We start from the raw sequence: 22,443 nt of genomic DNA, 5'->3' as shown, positions 1-22,443 counted from the left end.
ACAACTACTTCTGCTTCGGTGGGAGCGAGCGCGCGTAGCTCACCCCGCGGTCGATCCATTCGTCGAGTGCGTCATCGTCGGTGATCGCCGCGCCGTCGACGCGCAGCCAGTTGTTCATTTCCCGACCGCCCATCACCATCGTGCCGACGTAGTCGCGGGCGAGCAGTGCGGTGCTGTCCTGCGGGTCGACACGCACCAGTAGACCGCCCTTACCGCTGGCCGCGACCGCCATATTGCCGCCGACCAGGAAGGCCAGACCGCCGAACATCTTCTTCTCGACCACGTCGGGTGCGGGTTCGATCAGCTCCCGGATCCGATCGGCGAGTTCCTTGTCATACGCCATACCGCATTGTCGACCAGGGCACCGACAACTTCGCGGCGAACAGCCGCTACGCGCCGATCGCGGCGGCGCACAGCGGCCAGGATTCGTGCAGGTCGCCCTGCCACGGACAGCCGCTATCGGAACCCACCGAATTGCTGCCCGCCCAATGGACGAACCTCGATGGGAATTGTCGCGGCGCAGACCGCGAACAGGAACACCAGGCATCGAATGAGGGAGCGCAGCGAGCGAATCATCGGCACGGTGCCCATCGGGCGGGCCGAATGTGCGCGAGGCGTGGGCACGAGCCGGTACATGGGTCGAATTCCTATCACGGCCGCAGGTGTGGCCTCGGGATACGACGGGCGTGTTTGCTGGGAAATGACACGGCCCCGCCCTCCCGGTGTGGGAGGACGGGGCCGCGGGGCGTCGGGTGAGAGGACCCGAACTCGGGGTCAGCGCCAGGTTTCGGGCGTGACAGGGGCGTCCCAGGCGCGGGCGTACCGGCGCTTGTCCGGGGCGTTGGATTCCTTGGCGCGGTAGACGATGTAGGGGCGGGTCAGGTAGCCGACGGGAGCGCTGAACATGTGGACCAGGCGGGTGTAGGGCCAGATCGCGATGAGAGTCAGCACGACGAGTCCGTGGACCTGGAAGGTCCACGGGGTGCCCACCATCAGCTCGGGCTGCGGGTGCAGGGTGAAAAGGCTGCGAAACCATGGGGATACGGTTTCGCGGTAGTTGTAGGTGCCCCACAGCAGGTTGCTGCCCCAGGTATTGAGCAGGCCGGTGCTCAGGGCGGCGGCCAGCAGTGCGTACATGACCCGGTCGTTGCGGGTGGTGGCCCTGCGGACGGCGGGGACGGTGATGCGGCGGTAGAGCAGGATGCCGATGCCGAGGATGACCGCGAGTCCGGCGACCGAACCCGCCGCCACCGCGACCAGGTGGTAGGTGTGTTCGGAGATGCCGACCGCCGTGGTCCAGGATTCCGGGATCAGCACGCCGAGCACATGGCCGCCGATGACACCGAGCATGCCGAAGTGGAACAGCGGGCTGCCCAGGCGCAGCAGGCGGCTCTCGTAGATCTGCGATGACCGTGTGGTCCAGCCGAATTGGTCATTGCGGTAGCGCCACAGGTGGCCGAGTACGAACGAGGTGAAGGCCACGTACGGCAGGGTCATCCAGCAGGTGGTGGTCATCGGCGGGCTTCCGATCCGTCGAGGAGGGCGGGGTCCATGGCGAAGGGGTCGAGGCCGACCTCCTCCTCAGGGGGTCCCTGCGCGGCGAGTTCGGCGATCCGGCGGCGGTCCGCGGTGGTCAGCGGCGGCAGGGTGGCGACCACCGCGGCGACCACTCCCGCGTAGGGGGATCCGTTGTCCGTCAACGACAGTCGTAGCAGTTCGAGCACCGGGACGTGTTCGCCCAGCAGGCGTTCGCCGCCGATCGGGTCGACAGTGGCGGCGAATTCCAGCAGCACCGGCAGGTGGTCGGGCAACTCCTCGTCGCCGAGTTCGACTCCGGCATGCCGGTAGGCGTGCTTGAACCGCAGCAGTGCCATGCCGCGCTTGCGGGTGTCGCCGTAGGCGTAGAACGTCAGGTGCATGCTGGAACGCCGCCGCATATCGAAGGTTTCGACATACTGCTGGGCCAGTGTGATCGGTGGGGTGGCGCGCAGGTGATGGACGAATTCCAGCAGGTGCGCACCCACCTCATCCGGCAATTGCATTGCGGCATCATCGATCTGGTCGATGGTCGCCAGCATCTGCTCGCTCGGATAGTCGAGCAGCAGGGCGGCTATCCGCCACACCAGACGGCAATCGCGCTCGGACAGCCGGGCGACGGGCTCCGGCCTGCGGCGTACTTTCAACAGTGCCATGACACGCCTCCGACGGCGGCTCGACCGGTGGCGTTCATGGGGTTGCTCCGGTCGGCGTCGGCGCGGCCGAACCGTTCGTGGCCGCCGAACCGTTGATCGAACCATTCATGCCGTTGGCCGCACCGTTCTCCGCCGAGCCGTTGGTCCCGTGGCCATTGCCACTGGTCGCGGCGGGCACCAGTCCCTCGGTGCTGCGCCCATCCCAGTTCAACAGGTTGACCCGCGTCGACTTCTGCTCCGGCGCAGCATCATTGGCATCGGTGAGATGAAACTTCTCCACCATCGTGTCGAAGGCCGTCATACCCGGCCCGCCATCGGTGTCGAGGCTGCATCCGGTGGCGAGCGAATCCAGCTCGTGCGCCTGGGACGTCGCGCCCTGCGGAATCACATACCGGTGTTCGTATTTCGCGATGGCCAGCAGCCGGTACATCGCCTCGATCTCCTCGGGCGCCAAGCGCACCGACGGCGCGATCGAGGGATCGGGTTCCATACCGAGATTCACCGACCGCATGAACGACCGCATCGCCGCCAGCCGCTGCAGCGCCGCTCGCACCGGTCCGATCTCCCCGGCGGTGAACAGTTCGGCCAGGTACTCGACCGGAATCCGCAGTGCGTCGATGGCGCCGAACAGATTCGACGCGTCCTCGGCATCGTGGCCGGTCTCCGCGAGCACATCCACCACCGGCGACAGCGGCGGCACGTACCAGACCATCGGCATGGTGCGGTATTCCGGATGCAGCGGCAGCGCGATCTGGTAGTCGACGATCAGCTGGTAGACCGGCGAGTTCTGCGCGGCCTCGAGCCATTCGGGCGAGATACCGGCGCGTTCGGCCTCCGCGATCACCCGGGGATCATGCGGATTGAGGAACACCCCGAGCTGTGCCGGATACAGATCCTCGGTATCGGTGACCGAGGCCGCCGCCTGCACCGCATCCGCGTCGTAGAGCATGACGCCGATGTAGCGCAGCCGCCCAACGCAGGTTTCCGAGCAGACCGTCGGGATGCCGACCTCCACGCGCGGGTAGCAGAATGTGCACTTCTCCGCCTTGCCCGTCTTGTGGTTGAAGTAGATCTTCTTGTACGGGCAGCCGCTGACGCACTGCCGCCAGCCGCGGCATTTGTCCTGGTCGACGAGTACGATTCCGTCCTCGGACCGTTTGTAGATCGCACCCGACGGGCAGGAGGCCACACACGACGGATTGAGGCAGTGCTCGCAGATGCGCGGCAGGTAGAACATGAAGGTCTGCTCGAACTCCAGCTTCACCTGATCGGAGAGCCTGGCCAGCAGCGGATCCTTGCCGACCTGCTCCGGTCCGGAGCCCAGGTCGTCATCCCAGTTGGCGCCCCAGGTGATCTTCGTATCCTGGCCGGTGATCAGCGATTTCGGCCGCGCGACCGGGCTGGTGTCCAGCGCAGGCGCCGACAGCAGATTGTCGTAGTCGTAGCTCCACGGCTCGTAGTAATCCGAGACCGTCGGCAGATCGGGATTGGCGAAGATATTGAGCAGCCGCTTCAGCCGCGAACCGGATTTCAGGGTGAGCTTGCCGCGCTTGGTGAGCGTCCAGCCGCCCTTCCATTTGTCCTGATCCTGGTACTGGCGCGGATAGCCCTGTCCCGGACGGGTTTCCACATTGTTGAACCACATGTACTCGGTGCCGCCGCGGTTGGTCCACGCCTGCTTGCAGGTGACGCTGCAGGTGTGACAGCCGATGCACTTGTCCAGGTTCATCACCATGGCCAGCTGTGCCATGACACGCATGTCAGTACTCCACTTCCTGCGAGCGGCCATCGGGCAGAGCGTGGTGACCTCGTCGGAATTGCATGTCAGTACTCCACTTCCTGCGAGCGTCGACGAATCGTGGTGACCTCGTCGCGCTGATTTCCGGTGGGTCCGTGGTAGTTCAGTGCGAAGGACTGCTGCGCATAACCGCCGATGAGATGCGATGGCTTGATCATGATGCGGGTGAGCGCGTTGTGGATGCCGCCGCGCTTACCCTTGCCCGGCTGGGTTTCCGGTGCGGCCCAGTCGAATCCGTTCCCGTTGCCGTTCGAATTCGGCAGTCCCTCGATGCGCGGCACGTCCACCGCCCGGTCCTGGGCGTGGTACATGAATACCGTGCCCTCGGGCATCCGGTGGCTGACGATCGCCCGCGCGACGACCACACCGTTGCGGTTGACCGCCTCGATCCAATCGTTGTCCGCCACACCGATCTTCGCGGCATCTCTATCCGACATCCAGATCGACTGCCCGCCGCGCGAGAGCGTCAGCATGTGCAGGTTGTCCTGGTACGCCGAGTGGATCGACCACTTCGAATGCGGTGTGAGGTACCGAACGGTGACGCCGTTGTCACCGACGGACCCCACCCCCGGCTCACTGAACAGCGCGCTCATATCCAGCGGCGGCCGGAAGATCGGCAGCTGCTCTCCGAGTTCGGCCATCCAGTCGTGGTCGAGGTAGAAGTGCTGGCGCCCGGTCAGGGTGTGCCAGGGCTTGAGTCGTTCGGTATTGATGGTGAACGGCGAGTACCGCCGTCCGCCGGTCTCGCTACCCGACCACTCCGGCGAGGTGATCACCGGAACCGGCCGGGATTGGGTGTCGGCGAAGGTGATTCGCTTGCCCTCGTGTTCGGCGGCGAGATCGGCGAGCTGGGTTCCGGTGCGCCGCTCCAGCGCATGGAACCCTTCGACCGCGAGCCTGCCATTGGTGGTGCCCGAGAGCGCCAGGATCGCCTCGGCCGCGTGGGTGTCCTTGGCCAGCGACGGACGCCCCTTGGCCACACCGGAAACCACGGTGCCGTTCACACCGGCGAGGTAGGCCACCTCTTCGTGCGGATGGGTGGTGACGCCCTTGGTGGTGACGCCGAGCGTATCGATCAGCGGTCCGAGCGCGGCCATCTTCTCCGCGAGCTTGGGGTAGTCCCGCTCGACCACCACCAACTTCGGCATCGTCCTGCCCGGAATCGGTTCGCACTCACCGGTTTTCCAGTCGAGTACGCGTCCACCCGCCTGTGCCAGGGCATCCGGCGAATCGTGCTGCAGCGGAACCGCGACAATGTCCTTGCGCTTGCCGAGGTGCTTCTCGGCCATCCAGGAGAATCCGCGCGCGATGCGGTGGAACGCCTCGAAATCCGTCTTGGCCTCCCATGGCGGGGAGATCGCGGGGGAGAAGGCGTGCACGAACGGGTGCATATCGGTGGAGGACAGGTCGTGTTTCTCGTACCAGGTGGCGGCGGGCAGCACGATATCGGAGAACAGCGTGGTGCTGGTCATCCGGAAGTCCAGTGACAGCAGCAGATCCAGCTTTCCGGTCGGCGCCTCCGCGCGCCAGACCAGCTCCTGCGGGCGCACCCCCTCGGCATCGGTGGTCTGCAGATTGGAATCCGCGCCGAGCAGATGCTTGTGGAAGTATTCGTTGCCCTTCCCGGAGGACCCGAGCAGATTCGCCCGCCATACGGTCAGGCAGCGCGGAAAGTTCTCCGGCGCATCCGGATCCTCACAGGCGAAGCGCAGGTCGCCGGATACGAGCCCGTCCACCACATACTCGGGCGCGGTCTTGCCCGCCGCCTCGGCCTCGTCCACCAGATCCAGCGGATTGCGGTCGAATGTCGGATAACTCGGCATCCAGCCGAGGCGACTGGCCAGCGCGATATTGTCGGCGGCGGTGCGCCCCGCGAATTTGCCACGGCCCAGCGGGGAGGCGAACGACTGTGCGGTGAACGGATCGTAGCGCCACTGGTCATTGCTGAGGTACCAGAACACCGTGCCCTGCATCTGGCGCGGCGGTCGCTGCCAGTCCAGCCCGAAGGCCAGTGTCGCCCAACCGGTTACCGGGCGGCATTTCTCCTGGCCGACGTAATGTGCCCAGCCGCCGCCATTGACGCCCTGGCAGCCGGTGAGCAGGGTCAGGGTGAAGAAGGCGCGGTAGATCTGGTCGGAGTGGAACCAGTGGTTGGTGCCGGCACCCATCAGGATCATCGACCGGCCGCCGGATTTATCTGCGTTATCGGCGAATTCGCGGGCGATGCGCTGAGCCTGTGCGGCGGGTACGCCGGTAATGGCCTCCTGCCAGGCCGGGGTGTAGGGCTCGGACGCGTCGTCGTAGCCCGTCGGCCAGGTGCCCGGCAGTCCGTCGCGCCGCACACCGTACTGCGCGAGCAGCAGGTCGAACACCGTGGTGACCCGCTTGCCCGCGACGGTGATCGTCGGCACGCCGCGCACCAGCACGCCCGCGGTATCGGTGTCGAATCGCGGCAGCTGTACCGCGATCGGGTGCTGGTCGGCCCGGTCGTGCAGGGTGAGCAGCGGATCGACGCCCTCCAGATCCAGATTCCACTTGCCGGTATCGCCCGCGGTGAAGCGGTGCCCGAGTGAACCATTGGGCACCACCGGATTACCGGCGGCGTCGAGCAGCACCATCTTGTGCGCGGCGGTCTCATCGGTGTGGCCGAGGTCGGCCGCGGTGAGGAATTTGCCGGGCAGCGCGCCGTCGTGGTGGTAGACGCCGTCGGCGTGCCAGCCCTCGGGATCGTCGAGGCAGACCAGGAAGGGCAGATCGGTGTAGCGCTTGACGTAGTCCAGGAACCGGGGCGTTGCGCGGTCGACGAAGAATTCCTTCAGGACCACATGGCCCATCGACATGGCAAGGGCCGCATCGGTTCCCGGCCGCGCGGGCACCCATTCATCGGCGAATTTGGTGTTGTCCGCGTAGTCGGGCGAGACCACGACGACCTTCTGACCGCGGTAGCGGGCCTCGGTCATATAGTGCGCATCCGGGGTCCGGGTCACCGGGACATTCGATCCCCACATGATCAGGTAGCCCGCGTCGAACCAGTCGGCCGATTCCGGCACATCGGTCTGATCGCCGAAGACCTGCGGGGAGGCCACCGGCAGGTCGGCGTACCAGTCGTAGAACGAGAGCATCGAGCCACCGAGCATCGAAATGAATCGGGCGCCAACGGCATGGCTGACCATCGACATGGCCGGAATCGGGGAGAACCCGGCAACACGATCGGGTCCGTACTTCTTGATCGTGTGCACATGCGCGGCGGCGGCGATCTCGGCGGCCTCCCACCACTCCGCGCGGACGAATCCGCCCTTGCCGCGAGCGGACTTGTAGCGCTGGGCCTTTTCCGGATCCTCGACGATCGCTGCCCAGGCCAGCACCGGATCCCGGAGCCGTTCCTTGGCCTCCCGGTACAGTTCGAGCAGGACACCGCGCACATACGGATAGCGCACGCGCGCGGGCGAATAGGTGTACCAGGAGAACGACGCGCCCCGCGGGCAGCCGCGCGGTTCGTACTCGGGCTTGTCCGCACCGACCGACGGATAGTCCGTCTGCTGCGACTCCCAGGTGATCACGCCGTCCTTGACGTAGATCTTCCAGGAGCAGGATCCGGTGCAGTTCACCCCGTGCGTGGAGCGCACCACCTTGTCGTGTGACCAGCGGTCGCGGTAGAACTCGTCGGCGCTGCGCCCGCCGACCTGATGCAGGCTGCGCCGATCGGCCGACACCTCGCCCCGGTGGAAATATTTGCCGAGACGCAGCAGTGCGTCACTCGCGTCGCTGGATTGCCGATCGGCCGAATCGGAGGACGCGGAAGCCGGAATGCGCGAATTAACCACGACGTCCCCTTCGAGCTGTGAAATCGGGCTGATGCACCGACTGTAAGGAGGTCACGACGCACGTCCAAACGAATCTCTCACAGCGCGCGCTGGGCGGTGGTGAGTTGTGAGGTCGGCGCAACGTGATGGTCACCGCGCGATTGCCCCCGAATGCCGAGGGCATCGAGGTGACCTGGGCGGATCCGCCCTGACCGGCCGAAATACGGCTTGCGGCAGGTGTTTCGGGGGCTTGCCGGTGATGCTTTGGAAACCGCGGGTTCTCAGGTGGTTTACATTTGTTAACACACTCCGAGACATCTGCTGCGGCCCATTTCGCATCCGCGCGGAGCGGTCGAACGGCCCCGCGCGCACCATTTTCACGACCCGATTCGCTATTCGCTACCAATTTGCCCGTAGTTTCGGTGATTACCGTATGCGCGGATTATTCTGCGGCGCATGCAGCGTTTCGAAGCGACCATCGAGTCCGCCGCCAGAGGCGGTGCCTACGTCGCGGTGCCCGCCGAGGTCATCGCGGCGCTCGGGGGCGGCGGCCGGATACCGGTCCGCGCCAGTTTCGACGGCATCGCCTACACCGGGTCCATCACGTCCATGGGTGCGAGGCCGTGCCTCGGCATGCTCAAAGCGATCCGCACCGAACTGGGTAAGCAGCCCGGCGATACGGTCGAGGTCACGGTGGAGCGCGACGACGCCGAGCGCACGGTCGAAGTCCCCGCCGACCTGGCCGCCGCACTGGCGGTCGCCGGGGTGCGCGCGGCATTCGACGCACTGTCGTTCACGGCGCGCCGCGAACTCGTCACCGGTGTCGTCGCGGCGAGGCGGCCGGACACTCGGTCCCGGCGGATCTGGAAGGCGGTGGCGGCGGCCAGCTAGCCGCCGTCAAAGTGCCAGCGCGGCAGGCGAATACCTCAGGGCAGGGTCAGTTCGGCGAACGAGGCGATCCAATGATGCGGGGGCCGTGCGGGATTCGGCTCGCCGGGACGATGGACGCCGGTCACCGACCAGCCTGCGGCGACCGCCGCGTCGAGTTCGTCCGGGTGGTCGGACAGGAACAGGATGCGGTCGGCGGATGTGCCGATGGCGCTCGCGATCTTCGCATACGACGCGGCCTCGCGTTTCGGCCCCGCGCTGGACAGGTCGAAATAGCCGCTGATGAGCGATGCCAGTTCGCCGCCGCGGGCGAAGGTGAACCAATCCTGTTGGTTGCGTACCGATCCCGAGGAATAGACGTAGAGCGCCAGGCCAGCGGTGTGCCAGGCGGCGAGGGCGGGCACGACATCCGCGAAGAATTCGCCGTGCAGCGCGCCATTGCGGAAGCCCTCGGCGCAGATGATGCCCTGCGCGGCCTTGAGCGGTTCGGCCTTCACATCCGAGCCGAGCCAGTCGCGCAGGATCGCGGCCACCTCGTCGGTATCGGCATCGGGGCGTTCGGCGAGTTCGCGGGTGGCCGCGATAATGGGAGCGGCCGCGCCCGTGCGGTTTTCGGCCAGCCACTCGGGCAGCCGCGCACGGGTGTAGCCGTACAGGTCCTCGCGCACCGAGCTGGTCGGGCTGGTGGTGCCCTCGATATCGACGACGACGGCGGCGATCACGAGGCGGTCAGCAGTTGGTCGAGGGTCGGGAAGCCCGCGCTGATGGGGTCACCGGTGAAATCGCCGACCCAGCCGTCGGCCTCCTCGAAGAATCGGATGGCGATGAAGTCGGGGCGGGTGCCCATATCGAACCAGTGCAGCGTGCCCGCCGGCACCGAGAGCAGGTCGCCGCCTTCGCAGACCGCCGCCACCACCTCGTCGCCGAGATGCAGGTAGAAGCAGCCGCGTCCGGCCGCGAAGAAGCGCACCTCGTCCTCGGCGTGCCGATGCTCATTGAGGAACTTCTCCCGAGCGCCCTTGGCGATCTGCGGCCACTCCGGATTCGCGTCGTCGGGGTGGATCCGGGCGATATCAATATGCTGGTAGCGGCCGGAGGCATTGAGTTCGGCCACTCGGTCGTCATATTCGGCCAGCAGCTGCTCCGATGCCGTTTCGGTGGCGTTGTCCAGCATCGGCCAGCGGTCGAAAGTGATTCCCCGGGCAGCCAATTCGGCGGCGATCACCGCATCGTCGGTGGTGTGCAGCAGGATCTTGTCGGCATTGTCGGCGGCCATAACCTGCAGCAGCGTCATGATGTCAGTCCAATCTCGAGGATCTCGTTCGGATTGCGTGCTGGTCGTTTCGAGCGACCTATAAGCAGTCGTTAGCGGTGAAGGCCTGTCGACGGCCGGTGCGGGCCACCAGCTCGCACAGGGCTTCGAGGCATTCGGCACGGTCGCGTGCCTGGGAGAGATTGTCCCCCCAGGTGGTGATCCCGTGCCCCGCGATGGCCAATGCCGGTGCCGCGGTGGGGTTTTCGCGCAGGTATCGCTCGATATCGGTGCCGATGCGCGCGACGTCGGGCCAGTTCGGGAAGACGGGCAGGTCCAGGACGGTCGGATAGGTGCCGTCCGGCAGCTCGGCCACCAGGCCCTTGATGAGTTCGTAGTCGGCGATGCGCATGGTGGTCACCGCATCGGGGGAGCCCGAGCGGGTCGCGGCGGTCGTCGCGTACGGCGGATGGATGTGCACGACGGCCGTGGCGTCGGTGGTTCGGTACACCGCCGTGTGAATTGTGGTCTCCGCCGAGGGTTTGCGCTGCCGGTCCGACACCGGCGCGGAGTCCGCGATGCGGACGGTCACCATGTCAGCCGCGGTCAGTTCGCCCTTCGACAGACCACTGCCGGTGATGACCGCGGTATTGCCGGTGCGCACCGAGATATTGCCCGCCGTGCCCGGCATCCAGCCGCGGCCGTACAGCTCGCGTGCGATATCGGCAATGGCCGCACCCGGATCGTCTTCGGCCGGTTCGGCATTCGCGCAGTGCACGATACCGAGTTCGGTGACGACCGCGGTCACCAACTCCGCTGGCGTCACATCGAAGGCCGGATTGAAAGCTTCGGTATCGGTGGGAGCCGTTGCGACGCCCCCGAATCCGGTCACCTCTGCCGCGGCCCGCTGTTCGACGACGATCTCGGCGCCGGTCGCGGTCTTCGGATCGCGCGTGGACTCCGGCGCCACCACGATGAACGGAATGCCGTGGTGGCGGGCCGCGATCGCGAGCCCATAGGTGCCGATCTTGTTCGCCACATCGCCATTGGCGGTCACCCGGTCCGCGCCGACCAGCACACAGTCGACCTGACCGGTCGCCATCGCCCACGCGGCGGCCGAATCGATGGTGAGTCGATACGGTATGCCCGCTTCGGCCAGCTCCCAGGCCGTCAGCCGCGCGCCCTGCAAGAGCGGGCGGGTCTCGTCGACCAGGACGTTCTCGATCGCCCCGCGTTCGGAAAGCACCCGCATCGCCCCGATCGCGGTGCCGAAGGCGCTGGTCGCCAGTCGCCCGGTATTGCAGTGGGTGAGCACCCGCAGCGGCCGGTCCGGGCACAGCCGTTGCACGAGATCGGCGGCATGGGTGGCGGCGGCCCGATTGACCCGACCGTCCTCGGCCAGCATGTCCAGGGTTTCGGCGAGTACCGCGTCCGCGCCGAGTGGCACCTTGGGCACCACCCGCCGCACCGCCCAGGCGAGATTGACCGCGGTGGGCCTGGCATCGGCGATCCGCGCGGCATCGGCCTCGGCCCGCGCCACCTCGACGACGCCGTCGGTCGTATGCGCGGCGGTGGCGATGACCACACCGAACGCACCGGCGATGCCGATGGCGGGCGCGCCGCGGATGGCCAGCGTCTTGATCGCGTCGATGACCTCGTCGACGGTGGTCAAACGCAGCTCGCGCACCTCATGCGGCAGTTCACGCTGGTCGATGGTGACCAGCGCACCGTCGTCCCAGATCAGGGAACTGTCGTCCATCAGGCGCATCCTTCGGTATCGCGGCGTGGGGGTGTTGCCCCTGGTCAACGGTATCGGACCGCCGGTGGCGGCGGAAATCCGGCCGACGGGCTCCCGGCGTCATTCCGCAGCGAACTCCGCCTTGCGCTCGACCGTCTCGCACATCGAACAGCTGCCATTTCGGCGCGTCGACAGCGGTGCCGGAACTTATGCGTCGGCGACGGCTCCGTGCAGCACCATGTCGACGGTGTGGTCGAGGTGTTCCGGTGTCACGGCCTCGCCCCGCAGCAGTACGCGGAACCAGATCGAGCCGGCCAGCATATCCATGATCGTCTTGGGGTCCGCGGTGGGCGGCAGCTCGCCTCGCTCGATGGCGCGCTGGAAGATGGGTTGTTCGCGGGCAAGTCGGTCGGCGAAGAACGCCCGGGCGACCTGGCCGAGTTCTGGCCGCCGCGGCGCGGCAGCGAAGACGGGCGCGATGATCGGCGCAGTGCGGTCGGCGGTGAGCAGTTCGGCAATGCTGCGTGCCAGCCCGAGGAGGTCGCCACGCAGGCTGCCGGTGTCCGGCACGGCGAAGGTGAGCGGTTGGGAGGCGACGAGGGTGGCGGCCAGCAGCGCGTCTTTGGAAGGCCACCAGCGGTAGATGGTCGTCTTGTTGACGCCCGACTCGGCCGCGACCGACTCGATGGTCAGGCTGTCGTACCCCTTCTCGGTCAACAGTTTCAGTGTCGCCGCGAAGATCTCCTCTGCCTTGCGCGGCCCGATGGTGGGCCTCTTGTCGATATCCACCCCATCACTCTACAACGCAACGTTGCGTTGCTAGGTCTACGGAGGTATATTTGCGACGCAACGTTGCGTTGCATTCATGCGATCGGAAGGGCGGCTCTGATGAGCTGCGCAATTCACCCATCACCGATGGCGCAACGATGCCGCGAGTACGACGCAATCTCAGACGGTTGGTCGGTTATCGAGGTGACCGTGACGATCTATTGCTGGAGGTAGTTACCATGCGCAAAGCTGTGACGTGGGGATTGTTCCTCGCTTGGCTGGCCAATGACACCGAGGAATGGTTCACGATGGCACCGTGGTCGCAGCAGAACGCGGCCAGAACGGGAAAGCGGCAACTCGGTCCCGTGTGGCTGCGGGAGCCGGTCACGTCTGCCCAGTCGCACGTCGCGATCTCGCTGATGGGTGCGTTCGTGCTGGCCGCAGCGGCGCGAGGCGCCGCGACCGGCGGCCGTTCCCGCTTCTTCCAATCCACCCTCGTCGGCTTCGGCGTGCACGGATTCGGCCATCTCGCCCTCAGCGCCGCGCACCGCGGCTACACCCCGGGCGTGGCAACCGCGCCGACCGTGGTCATCCCGTACTCCCTGTGGGCCTGGCGGGAACTGGGCAGACAGGGAGTCCGCAGGAACGATGCGTGCACATGGCTCGGCGCTGCCGTCCTGCTTCCCGCATCACTGGCAGCGGTCCACTCGACCGCACGTGCACTCACCCGACCGGCGTCGTAATCGGACGCAGTAGCGGTCGAAGCCGCGCTGGGTGGGCCACGAATCCCGGAGTGCCGCCGGATTCACAGCGGCATCTCGGACCAGGTGCTATTTGCCGACCCGCATAAGTGGCATAACCGTTGTCGCGCAGGACTTCTGGCAACATCAGCACATCGTCGGCGAGTTCGAGTCACAGACGGGATATCCGGGGTCGGCATTGGCGACAAAGCCGAAACCTGCACGGTGGATAGGGATTCCGGTCAAAGCGACGCGCGCGATGGTGAGCGCGGTGGGGTGGTGTGGTAGTTGGTGAGCCGAAGGCCGATGGCGGCCAGGCGATCCAGCGTCGGCGCCTCGATCTCGGAGCCGAACAGGCCGATATCGCGGTAGCTCATGTCATCGATTGGCGCCACAACGACATTCGGTGGCCCTGCCGTGCGGTCGGCGGATAGGTTCACGCAGGGGTGGAATCGGCGGTCGTGCGAGCACCCGAGAAACCTTCATAACGATGCCGTCCCCGCTCCCGATCCGGCCCGCCGCGCCTCGGGTCCTGACGCCCGGAGCTACTGCGCCTCGGCGCGCAATTCCCACACGGCGGCCCGCAATGCATTTCGTATTTTCGGCGGCGAAAAGCGGCTCTGGCGCGTGGCCGTGCTTAATTCGAACCGCGCGCAGTGCATTCGCGAGAATACGTGGGACGTTTATGGGGTGACCGGCCGAAATACCATGCCGTAATTAGCGTCCGGAGCCGGGAAGAACCGGAGCGGAGCCGGGGTGCGCGCAAACGAGCCGCCGGTCCAAGCAGGATCCGGCGGCCCGTTTCAGATCAGTGCTGTCCGGGTCGGCGCTGCTCAGAGCCACGCCGTTCCGAACCCTGGTCCTGACGCTGCTGTTCCATCCGGTCGCGATCGCTCAACGAGCCGGATCGGTTCATGCCCTCCTGGCGCTGCTGTTGCTGCTGCCGCTCCATCTGCTTGGGCATTTTCTTAGGCGTCTTCTTCGACTTTTCAGCCATCTCCACTCGGTCCTTTCCGAAGTGATTTGGATTCGCCTAACAACGTCACAATAGCGAGCGGACATCAGCAGTGGAAGAAGAATGTCGATTCTTTACATCCGCAGTGGGAGGAATTCGACCAGATCGTCGTCGGTGGCCTGGGCCGCGACAATGACCAGTCCGTCACGGTCGACCAGCCCGCCCAGATGGGTGGTGCGGACCTGGGGATCGGCCAGCCAGCCGCCGTAGGGGGCGATGCGGGCCGGGACGATGCGGGTGACGGGTCCGGAGATCGCGCTCGCATTGTGCAGCGGCCCGACCAGCGGGCGCAGCGGATGGCCGCCGGTCCGGCCTTCGACGAGGGCGGGGGATAGGGCCATCAGCGTGGCCAGCGCCGCGAAGGGGTTGCCGGGCAGACCGAGAACGGTTGTGCCGGTAGCCAGTTCGGCGACGACGGTGGATCCGCCGGGACGGATGGCCAAGCGGTGCACCAGGATTCGAGCCTGAGCGCGCGCGATGGCGCCGCGCAGCTGATCTGCCGCCCCACCGCCGGTGGCGCCGACGATCACCAGCAGATCGCAATCGTCGGCGGCGCCGAGCACCTCGTCGAAGCCGCGCGGAGTATCGCGCAGGTGCACCCGATCGATGGTGTGAATTCCGTACCAGGACAGTACCTTCGGCAGAATGAGCCCGATCGAGTCGCGGGTCTGGCCGGTCTGCAGCGGGCCGGTGCTGCGGATCTCGTCGCCGGTCATGATGATTCTGGCCCGGACCGGACCGCGCACGGCCGCCTCGGTCACCTCGACACTGGCCGCGGCGGAGATCAGGGCCGCGGTGACGGCGGTGCCCTCGGGGGCGACCAGATCGCCGCGATCGCGGTCCTCGCCACGGCGGCGGATATCCTCGCGCAGCGGGGAATCCGGTAGTCGGTGCAGTATTTCGTCCTCGTCGATGCGCGCGAATTCGTCACGGAGCACCCGGGTGGTGCCATCGGGCACATGGGCGCCGGTGGCGATCCGCACCGCCTCGCCGGAGAGCAACCCGACCGGCCGCCGCCCGCCCGCGAAGCCGATATCGCGGCGCAAACGCCACGGACCGTCACCGGATACCGCGTATCCGTCCATTGCCGAGACGTCGAAGCGCGGCAGCGGCCCGACCGCGGTCAGCGCCGCGGCCAGGGTGGCACCGGGTACCGAGCCCAGCTCGGCCCGATATTCGGTGAGTCGAGAGACGGTGGTGCGCAGGATATTCCGTGCTTCATCGAGGGGCAGCGCGGTACCGGCGGCAGTCGACGGTGTTGGATGACCACTCGGCGCGGCGGTTTCGGTAGCACCGGTATCCAAGGCCAGCCGGGCCCGGCGCACCTGCTCTTCGGTATCGCAATCGGCGATACCCGCCATGGTGACGGTGACCGTATCGGCCGGAATCAACGCCTTCATCGGCTGATTGATCAGCGAGTCCAGCCGCGCCAGCGCGCTCGCCAGTGCCGTGCGCCGCCATACACCGATCAGATACTGCGGCCGTCCGGATTCATCGGCCGCGAAGACCGCGTCCGCACCGGATTCGGTGCCGTGCCGAATCAGTTCCGGCACCGTCGTTTTCGACAGGAATGGCAGATCCGCCGCGAGCACCACCACCAGCGGGGCGGTGGTGGGACCGAGCGCCCGCAGCCCGACCCCCACCGCGGCGACCGGACCCGAGCCCGGCGGTACCTCCCGCACCTGAATGATTTCCGGGTCCAATTCGGGCCGGTGCGGTCCGACGACAACGGTTTGCCTGCAGGACGTCACCGCCGTCAGCGCCGCATCGAGCATGGTTCGACCGCCGATGACAATGGCGGGTTTGTCGACGCCCCCCATCCGGCTGGCGCGCCCGCCCGCCAGCACGATCGCATCCGCGGCGATCACCGGTGGGCGCCCGGCGCGATGGCCCGTGGCATCGCGTCGCGATTCGATGCGGGGTGGCGGTCGGGCAACGGGTGGGCAAGCATGGCCGAAATGCTAATTCGTCGCGGCACGGATCCGGGGAGGGCCTGGAACCGCGGGCGACCGGCGGGCCATCGCACCCGCTACACCGCCGAATGATCGTGGGCCAGCCGGAGCAGCCGGAATTCGTTGGTCTCCGGATCGGCCAGCGCCAGCCCGGGTGCGCTGCCGATGACGTCCGGGCCGACCTCGGTGGCGCCCGCCGCGCGGAGCCGGGCCAGCTCGGCGGCCGGATCATCGGCGGGGAAGAACGCCAGGTCGAGATGGACTCGATTGCGGCCGTGCTCGATATCGGGCGTACGAATGAATTCCAGCCAGCAGCCGAGTCCGGTCGCCGAACGCAGCCCCGCCACCTGCGCGCCGCCGTGCGCGACCGGCCAGCCGGAGGCGGTGGACCAGAACTCGGCCAGCCGCGCCGGGTTGTTGGTGTCGACCACGATGGCGGCCACCGCGCCGGTGTCCACGTACTCCTCCCGAGGCTCCAGCACGCAGAATTCGTTGCCCTCCGGATCGGCGAGCACCACCCACGGCACCGTGCCCTGGCCGATATCGATGTGGCGGGCTCCCAGCGCGAGCGCGCGGTCGACCTGCACCTGCTGATGCTCGACTGAGCGACTGGCCAGATCCAGATGAATGCGGTTCTTACCGCCCTTCGCACGCGTCGCTGGCCGGAAGGTCAGGGCCAGGTCGAGGCCGTCGGGATCGGGCGCCGCCACGTCGACCGCGTCGGGGCGGTCGATCGTCACCGTCCAGCCCAGTAACTCGGCCCAGAAGTCCGCGATGGACCGGGGCCGGTCGGCATCGAATGCGACACACGCCAGGCGGGTGGACATGACTCAACGGTAACCGCCGTCCGACGGCGACGGAGCCGTTTACGGGAGCGGGAAGCGCGCGGTGCGCAGGTCCACTCGACCGTCGCGGATCGGGACGCCCTCGGCGGCCAGCAAGCGCAGCTGGCGATCGGCCAGATGGGCGGCGGGACGGCCGCCCGCGCCGATCACCCGGTGCCATGGCAGGTCCGCGGAGTCGGTGCGCATGATCCAGCCGACCGTACGCGGGGTGGACAATCCGGCGGCCGCGGCGATATCGCCGTAGGTGACCACCCGGCCGGGCGGCATCGTCGCAACGAGCGCCCGCACCCGCTCGACCTCGGCATCGGTGGTGGCCATCGGACTCACAGTACCGATCGGATCAGCGCCGCGGTCTCGGCCGGTCGGGCCTGGGCGACCATATGATCGCAGTCCCATTCGAGCATGGTCAGATTCGCGCCGAGATGCTCGGTGAGCGCGGCCCGGAACTCCGGCGTCACGAAGGGCGGCACCACCTTCATGGCCTGCACCAGGACCGTCGGCAGGTCGGCGGGTGGCAGCACATAGTGCCGGGCCAGCTGGCCCCAATAGGAATTGACGGCGGGCAGGCTGATCCGCCAGCCGACGCGGCCGTCGGCGGTCGGCATCAGATGTTCGGCGAGTTCGGCATCGAGCAGGCGCGGCTCCACCTCGCCCCAGCCGGTGGAGATCTTGTCCTGACGAGCGTGCTCGACGGTGTCGTAGTCCGGTGAGGCCAGACTGGACAGCGCGATATCCATCAGGCGCTCCGGCTCGAGCGCGATGGCCGAATCGAGCAGGATCAGTTTGCGAACCAGGTGCGGATGGTGACGGACCAGGTGCAGTGCGCAGGCTCCGCCGAACGAATGCGCGACCACCACCACCGGCTCGTCGGCCTCCGCGGTCAGCAGTTCGACCAGATCCTCGACGATGGCCTCGAAGTTCCATGGCGGCAGCGCCGGCGAGCGGCCGTGTCCGCGCAGGTCGGGGGCGATGATCCGGATATCGGGCAGATGTCGGGTCGCCAGATCTTCCCAGCGTTTTCCGTGACCGGTCACACCATGCAGGGCCAGGACTTTCGGTCCGTCGGCAGGTCCGAACCGATACACATGAAGAGGCGACACACGACCCATATTGACGTATATCGAATCCCATCGCAGACCGAGGCGTGTGTTCGACCTCACCGACGCGTGAATCGGGCGCGTGGCGTGTCGGGGGTGTCTGTTGCAATAGCCCGCGTGGTGCGATCGGATAGCGCGGTGCGACTTGTTCGCCGAAATATGGCGGCACCCCCGACTCTGGTCTGGGGTGCCGATGTCCGCGCGCTGTTCGACGCCGCCGCCACCGTTGGCCCGATTAGACCGGGCTGGCGGCCCTGGCAGGTGCTCGGCGGCCCCGGCACCGGTAAGACGGCGCTGCTGATCGATCTGGCTGCCGAGCGCATCGCCGCGGGCGCCGATCCGGAATCGGTGCTGGTGCTGACCCATTCGAAGCAGGCGGCGAGTACCGTGCGCGACGCGATCACCGCACGGCTGAGCGGTCCGGACAGCGCGGAGGGCGGTGTGCCCGGCGCCACCAGGGAGCCGCTGGTGCGGACACTGCACTCTTACGCATTCTCGGTCTTGCGCAGACATGCCAGCGCGCACGGCAATCCGCCGCCGCGTTTGCTGACCGGTGCCGAGCAGGATGCCGTCGTGCGTGAAATGCTGCGCGGCGATCTGACCGATATCGCGGCCGGGGCCGCTGACCTCTGGCCGGAAAGGTTGCAGCCAGCACTCGGCCTCGGTGGCTTCGCCGAACAGTTGCGCGATCTCATGCTGCGGGCCACCGAACGCGGACTCGGACCCGAGGATCTGGTGCGGCTGGGCCGCGAGCACGGTCGGCCGGAGTGGGTGGCGGCGGGTAAATTCGCGGTCCGGTACGAACAGTCGATGCTGCTGCGCTGGTCGGTCGGGGTGGAGGCACCCGAGGCGACCGCACCGGCATTGGATGCGGCCGAACTCGTCGGCGCGGCCTTGGACGCGCTGGCCGGTGACGCGGATCTGCTTGCGGCCGAACGCAATCGGATTCGATACCTGCTGGTCGACGATGCACAGCATCTGGATCCGCAGGCCGCCCTGCTGGTCCAGGTAATGGGTACCGCCGCGCACACCGCGGTCGTCGCGGGTGATCCGGATCAGGGGGTATTCGCCTTCCGCGGTGCCGACGCGCGCTTCGTCGCCGATCTGGCGGCGCCGGACGGACAGCGAATCATCCTGCGGGACAACCATCGATCGGGCGGCCAGGTACAACTGGCCGTCGCGCGGATCGCCGCGAAATTGCCCGGCAGTGCGCCACAACGTTTTTCGGCACCCGGTCATACGGTCGAGCCAACGGATGACGGCACCGAGGTGCGGGTGCGGGTGCTGGCCACCCCGGCCAAGGAGGCCGCCCTGATCGCCGATCATTTGCGGCGCGCGCACCTCACCGACGGTGTTGCGTGGTCGCGGATGGCGGTGATCGTCCGCTCGGTGCCGCTGTCGCTGGCACCGCTGCGCCGTGCCCTGCTCGCGGCCGGAGTGCCAGTGCAGCAGCCCGCACTCGACGCGCCATTGGCCCGGCGGCGCGGTGCGGCCTGGATGCTGCTCGCGCTGCGGGCGGTGCTGGCCGAGGAGGCGCAGCAGCGTGGACGACGGCGCTCGGCCGAGGCGATGTTCTCGGCGGAGGACGCGTTGGATCTATTGGCCGGACCATTGGGCGGAGCCGATCAGATCACCCTGCGTCGATTGCGTCGCGGTATTCGGCGCAGTGTGCTGGAGGCCGCACGCACTGAAATCAAGACCGCGCTCGGGCGCGCGAGTTCCGTGCCCGACGGTGAACCCGATTGGACCGCTGCGGATTTCCCGTCGGACGATGGTGGGGATTTGCCGCCCGATGAGGCGGATTTCCCGCCCGATGGGGCGGAGCTGCTGCCCGGTGCGGCGGATCTGCTGCCGGACGAGGCGGGTGTCGGCGATAACGATGTCCGACGCGATATCGCGACGGCCGAGCGGAGCATCGGCGAAACCGAACGGATCGCCGACGATGCGGATTGGTACGGCATCGAGCCAGAATGGAATCTGCGCGAGTCCGAATGGCAGGGCGAGCGTCCCGAATCGGACGCCGATGTGTACGAATCGGACAGCGCGACAACAGAAGACGCTGGCGTCGCCGGGAGAGATGCCGAAGCGGCCCGGCACGGCGCGGACCGCGTGGACGCGCCCAGCGGTGGTGCGACCGCCCATCCGAATGCGGCCGAATCGCGTACGGACGACGCCGAACGGGTCGTGCGGCGAGCCGATCGGAGTGGCGCGCAGTCGCAATATGCCGGGTCGGGCGAGGCCGAATCGAGTTCCGACGACGCCGATGGGGTTGTGTGGCGAGCCGATCGGAGTGGCGCGCAGTCGCAATATGCCGGGTCGGGCGAGGCCGAATCGAGTTCCGACGACGCCGATGGGGTTGTGTGGCGAGCCGATCGGAGTGGCGCGCAGTCGCAACGTAACGGCGGGCAAACCGGATCAGCCGAGGCCGCGTCCGACCCGGCCGATTCCTGGCGCGCCTACGTCGACAAATCCTCCGCGGAGGTGCTGCGTGACCTGCTGGTCGGGCGCGTGGACCGCGCAATCACGCAGCGGCTCACCGATGTCGAGGCCGCACCGCTGAAGCGGGTCTTCGACGCCCTCGACCGGGCCGCCAAGACCCGGCGCCGCGGTGCCGGTCTGGAGGATGTGCTCTGGGCGCTGTGGACCGGATCGCGGCTGGAGCGGCGCTGGGTCGCGCAGTCCGAGCGCGGCGGCGCAGCGGGCATGCAGGCCGACCGCGACCTCGACGCCGCGGTCGGATTGTTCGACGCCGCGGCCGCCTATGTGGACCGGCTGCCGCGCGCGAGTATCGAGGGCTTCGTCGAATACCTTGTACAGCAAGAGATTCCGCATGACACCAGAGCACTGACCGCGCCGGGGGATGCGGTCGCGCTGCTCAGTGCGCACGCGTCGGCGGGCCGGGAGTGGGACGTGGTCGCGGTGGCTGCCGTACAGGAAGGCATTTGGCCGAATCCGCGCCCGCGCGGCACCCTGCTGCAGACCGAGGATCTGGTCGACCTCACCGCGGGCATTATCGACGCGGGTGATGTGGTCAGCCGCGCGGCCCCGATCATGGCCGAGGAGCGCAGGCTGCTGCTGGTCGCGTGCAGCCGGGCCCGGCGCTCACTGCTGGTCACCGCGGTGGAATCGGTATCGGGCGAACGCGATCTGGTGCCGTCCCGATTCCTCGCCGAACTCCTCGGCCATGACGATGACCGCGAACCCGGCGCATTACCGATCGCCGATCCGGGGCGGGCCCTGGTCATGCATGCGCTGGTGGCCGAACTGCGCGGTGTGGTCTGCGATTCCGAGGCCGATCCGGCGCGCAGGCGCCGCGCCGCGCAGCAATTGGCCCGGCTGGCACATGCGGGCGTACCCGGTACGCATCCGGACGAGTGGTACGGCACCGCCGATCTCAGCTCATCGCGTTCGCTCTGGAACGAAGACGAGACCGCGGTCGCCTTGTCCCCGTCCACCGTCGAGCTGCTGCGCACCTGCCCGCTGCGCTGGGCGCTGGAACGTCACGGCGGCACCGATGGTGACAACCCGCACGCCGTCAAGGGCAATCTGGTGCACACCCTCGTACAGGCGCTGGCGGGCAAGGTGCCCGAATCGCAGGTCCGCGCGGCATTGGACCGGACCTGGCAGGCCATCGATCCCGGCACCGGCTGGCATTCGCGCCAGGAACTGCGCCGCACCGAGGCCATGTTGGCCACATTCATGGCCTGGGTGCGCAATACCCGCGGTGAGCTGACCCAGGCCGGAGTCGAGGTTCCGGTCGACTGTGTGCTGCCCCCGCGCACCGAAGAGGAACGCGCCGTGCGGATCCGGGGCCGGGTCGACCGGCTCGAGCGCGACGCCTTCGGGCGGTTCGTCATCGTCGATGTCAAGACCGGCAAGTCGCCGGTCACCAAGCAGGCCGCCGCCGACCATGCCCAGCTCGCCACCTATCAGGTGGCCGCCGCCGCTGGCGCGCTCGACATCGCCGTGGAATCCGACAGTGCGCGCGCTGAATCCGGCCCTGCGGGCGATGAATCCGACACTGTCGCAGGTGGATCCGCGGCCGAACCCGGCGGCGCGCGGCTGGTCTACGTTGCCAAACCGAGCAGCAAGGAAGGGGCCACCCAGCGCATGCAGCCCGCCCTCGATGCCGAGGCGCTCGAGAAATGGCGTGGCACAATTCACGATGCCGCGGCCGCCACCCAGGGCCCGAGCTATCTCGCCATGCGCAATGACGGCTGCAGGCACTGCTCGGTGGCGGGCAGCTGCCCCGTCCAGGACACCGGAAGGCAGGTGACCGACGAGTGAGCGAACGCAGTGAGCGAACCATGTGCCAGCGCGCGGCGCGCATGCCGAAGCCGAGCGTCAGCGAGGCG

At 67.6% G+C, this 22,443-nt stretch carries 18 protein-coding genes; 3 read left to right on the top strand and 15 right to left on the bottom strand.

What is annotated here, in order from left to right; all coding sequences use genetic code 11:
- Window positions 1–4: 4 nt before the first annotated feature.
- The 5 genes from ACWEO2_RS33965 to ACWEO2_RS33945 all read right to left on the bottom strand — a co-directional run bounded on the left by ACWEO2_RS33965 (window position 5) and on the right by ACWEO2_RS33945 (window position 7,814).
- The gene (locus ACWEO2_RS33965) at window positions 5–343 is read right to left on the bottom strand and encodes a TfoX/Sxy family protein (protein WP_452409084.1); all 339 of its coding nucleotides are present in this window, start codon (window positions 341–343) and stop codon (window positions 5–7) included.
- 431 nt (window positions 344–774) lie between these two features.
- Window positions 775–1,515 (bottom strand): respiratory nitrate reductase subunit gamma, encoded by a 741-nt coding sequence (narI, locus tag ACWEO2_RS33960; RefSeq protein ID WP_452409083.1) that lies wholly within the window; start codon window positions 1,513–1,515, stop codon window positions 775–777.
- Entirely contained in the window at window positions 1,512–2,192 is a 681-nt protein-coding gene (gene narJ, locus ACWEO2_RS33955; RefSeq protein WP_452409082.1) for a nitrate reductase molybdenum cofactor assembly chaperone, read from the bottom strand. The genes narI and narJ overlap by 4 nt, the downstream gene beginning before the upstream one ends.
- Window positions 2,193–2,226: 34 nt before the next feature.
- Window positions 2,227–3,942, bottom strand: a complete 1,716-nt coding sequence (gene narH, locus ACWEO2_RS33950) for a nitrate reductase subunit beta (RefSeq protein WP_452409128.1) — start codon at window positions 3,940–3,942, stop codon at window positions 2,227–2,229.
- Between the two features lie 74 nt (window positions 3,943–4,016).
- A complete protein-coding gene (locus tag ACWEO2_RS33945) occupies window positions 4,017–7,814 on the bottom strand; it encodes a nitrate reductase subunit alpha (protein ID WP_452409081.1) in 3,798 nt (1,265 codons plus the stop codon).
- Between the two features lie 435 nt (window positions 7,815–8,249).
- Between ACWEO2_RS33945 and ACWEO2_RS33940 the strand changes: the two genes are divergently transcribed.
- Complete coding sequence (locus ACWEO2_RS33940) at window positions 8,250–8,684, top strand: YdeI/OmpD-associated family protein (RefSeq protein ID WP_452409080.1); 435 nt, start codon at window positions 8,250–8,252, stop codon at window positions 8,682–8,684.
- Window positions 8,685–8,719: 35 nt separating this feature from the next.
- Here ACWEO2_RS33940 and mtnC read toward each other — a convergent pair whose 3' ends face one another.
- The 4 genes from mtnC to ACWEO2_RS33920 form a co-directional block, all read right to left on the bottom strand.
- Window positions 8,720–9,403 (bottom strand): acireductone synthase, encoded by a 684-nt coding sequence (gene mtnC, locus ACWEO2_RS33935; RefSeq protein ID WP_452409079.1) that lies wholly within the window; start codon window positions 9,401–9,403, stop codon window positions 8,720–8,722.
- Window positions 9,400–9,975, bottom strand: coding sequence for a 1,2-dihydroxy-3-keto-5-methylthiopentene dioxygenase (locus tag ACWEO2_RS33930; RefSeq protein WP_452409078.1), 576 nt, complete (start codon window positions 9,973–9,975; stop codon window positions 9,400–9,402). The genes mtnC and ACWEO2_RS33930 overlap by 4 nt, the downstream gene beginning before the upstream one ends.
- Before the next feature lie 58 nt (window positions 9,976–10,033).
- On the bottom strand, window positions 10,034–11,692 hold the full coding sequence (gene mtnA / locus ACWEO2_RS33925) for an S-methyl-5-thioribose-1-phosphate isomerase (RefSeq protein ID WP_452409077.1): 1,659 nt from the start codon (window positions 11,690–11,692) through the stop codon (window positions 10,034–10,036).
- Window positions 11,693–11,878: 186 nt separating this feature from the next.
- Window positions 11,879–12,460, bottom strand: a complete 582-nt coding sequence (locus tag ACWEO2_RS33920) for a TetR/AcrR family transcriptional regulator (RefSeq protein ID WP_452409076.1) — start codon at window positions 12,458–12,460, stop codon at window positions 11,879–11,881.
- 218 nt (window positions 12,461–12,678) lie between these two features.
- Here ACWEO2_RS33920 and ACWEO2_RS33915 point away from each other — a divergent pair, with 218 nt between their 5' ends.
- Window positions 12,679–13,182, top strand: coding sequence for an HXXEE domain-containing protein (locus ACWEO2_RS33915; protein WP_452409075.1), 504 nt, complete (start codon window positions 12,679–12,681; stop codon window positions 13,180–13,182).
- 239 nt (window positions 13,183–13,421) lie between these two features.
- Here the strand turns inward: ACWEO2_RS33915 and ACWEO2_RS33910 are convergent, their stop codons facing one another.
- The 6 genes from ACWEO2_RS33910 to ACWEO2_RS33885 all read right to left on the bottom strand — a co-directional run bounded on the left by ACWEO2_RS33910 (window position 13,422) and on the right by ACWEO2_RS33885 (window position 18,100).
- Window positions 13,422–13,556 carry a hypothetical protein gene (locus ACWEO2_RS33910; RefSeq protein WP_452409074.1) on the bottom strand — a complete coding sequence of 45 codons (135 nt, stop codon included), beginning with the start codon at window positions 13,554–13,556 and terminating at the stop codon, window positions 13,422–13,424.
- A 431-nt stretch (window positions 13,557–13,987) separates the two neighbouring features.
- The gene (locus ACWEO2_RS33905) at window positions 13,988–14,176 is read right to left on the bottom strand and encodes a hypothetical protein (protein ID WP_452409073.1); all 189 of its coding nucleotides are present in this window, start codon (window positions 14,174–14,176) and stop codon (window positions 13,988–13,990) included.
- Window positions 14,177–14,268: 92 nt separating this feature from the next.
- On the bottom strand, window positions 14,269–16,062 hold the full coding sequence (locus ACWEO2_RS33900; protein ID WP_452409072.1) for an NTP transferase domain-containing protein: 1,794 nt from the start codon (window positions 16,060–16,062) through the stop codon (window positions 14,269–14,271).
- A gap of 161 nt (window positions 16,063–16,223) precedes the next feature.
- Complete coding sequence (locus tag ACWEO2_RS33895; RefSeq protein ID WP_452409071.1) at window positions 16,224–16,973, bottom strand: VOC family protein; 750 nt, start codon at window positions 16,971–16,973, stop codon at window positions 16,224–16,226.
- A gap of 39 nt (window positions 16,974–17,012) precedes the next feature.
- Window positions 17,013–17,309 carry an MGMT family protein gene (locus ACWEO2_RS33890; protein WP_452409070.1) on the bottom strand — a complete coding sequence of 99 codons (297 nt, stop codon included), beginning with the start codon at window positions 17,307–17,309 and terminating at the stop codon, window positions 17,013–17,015.
- A gap of 5 nt (window positions 17,310–17,314) precedes the next feature.
- Window positions 17,315–18,100, bottom strand: coding sequence for an alpha/beta fold hydrolase (locus tag ACWEO2_RS33885; RefSeq protein ID WP_452409069.1), 786 nt, complete (start codon window positions 18,098–18,100; stop codon window positions 17,315–17,317).
- A gap of 147 nt (window positions 18,101–18,247) precedes the next feature.
- Between ACWEO2_RS33885 and ACWEO2_RS33880 the strand changes: the two genes are divergently transcribed.
- Complete coding sequence (locus tag ACWEO2_RS33880; RefSeq protein WP_452409127.1) at window positions 18,248–22,375, top strand: PD-(D/E)XK nuclease family protein; 4,128 nt, start codon at window positions 18,248–18,250, stop codon at window positions 22,373–22,375.
- Window positions 22,376–22,443 lie beyond the last annotated feature (68 nt).

It is taken from the genome of Nocardia sp. NPDC004278, assembly GCF_053602975.1.
The sequence above is the reverse complement of the archived record's forward strand: the minus strand, read 5'-3'. Positions and strand labels throughout refer to the sequence as shown.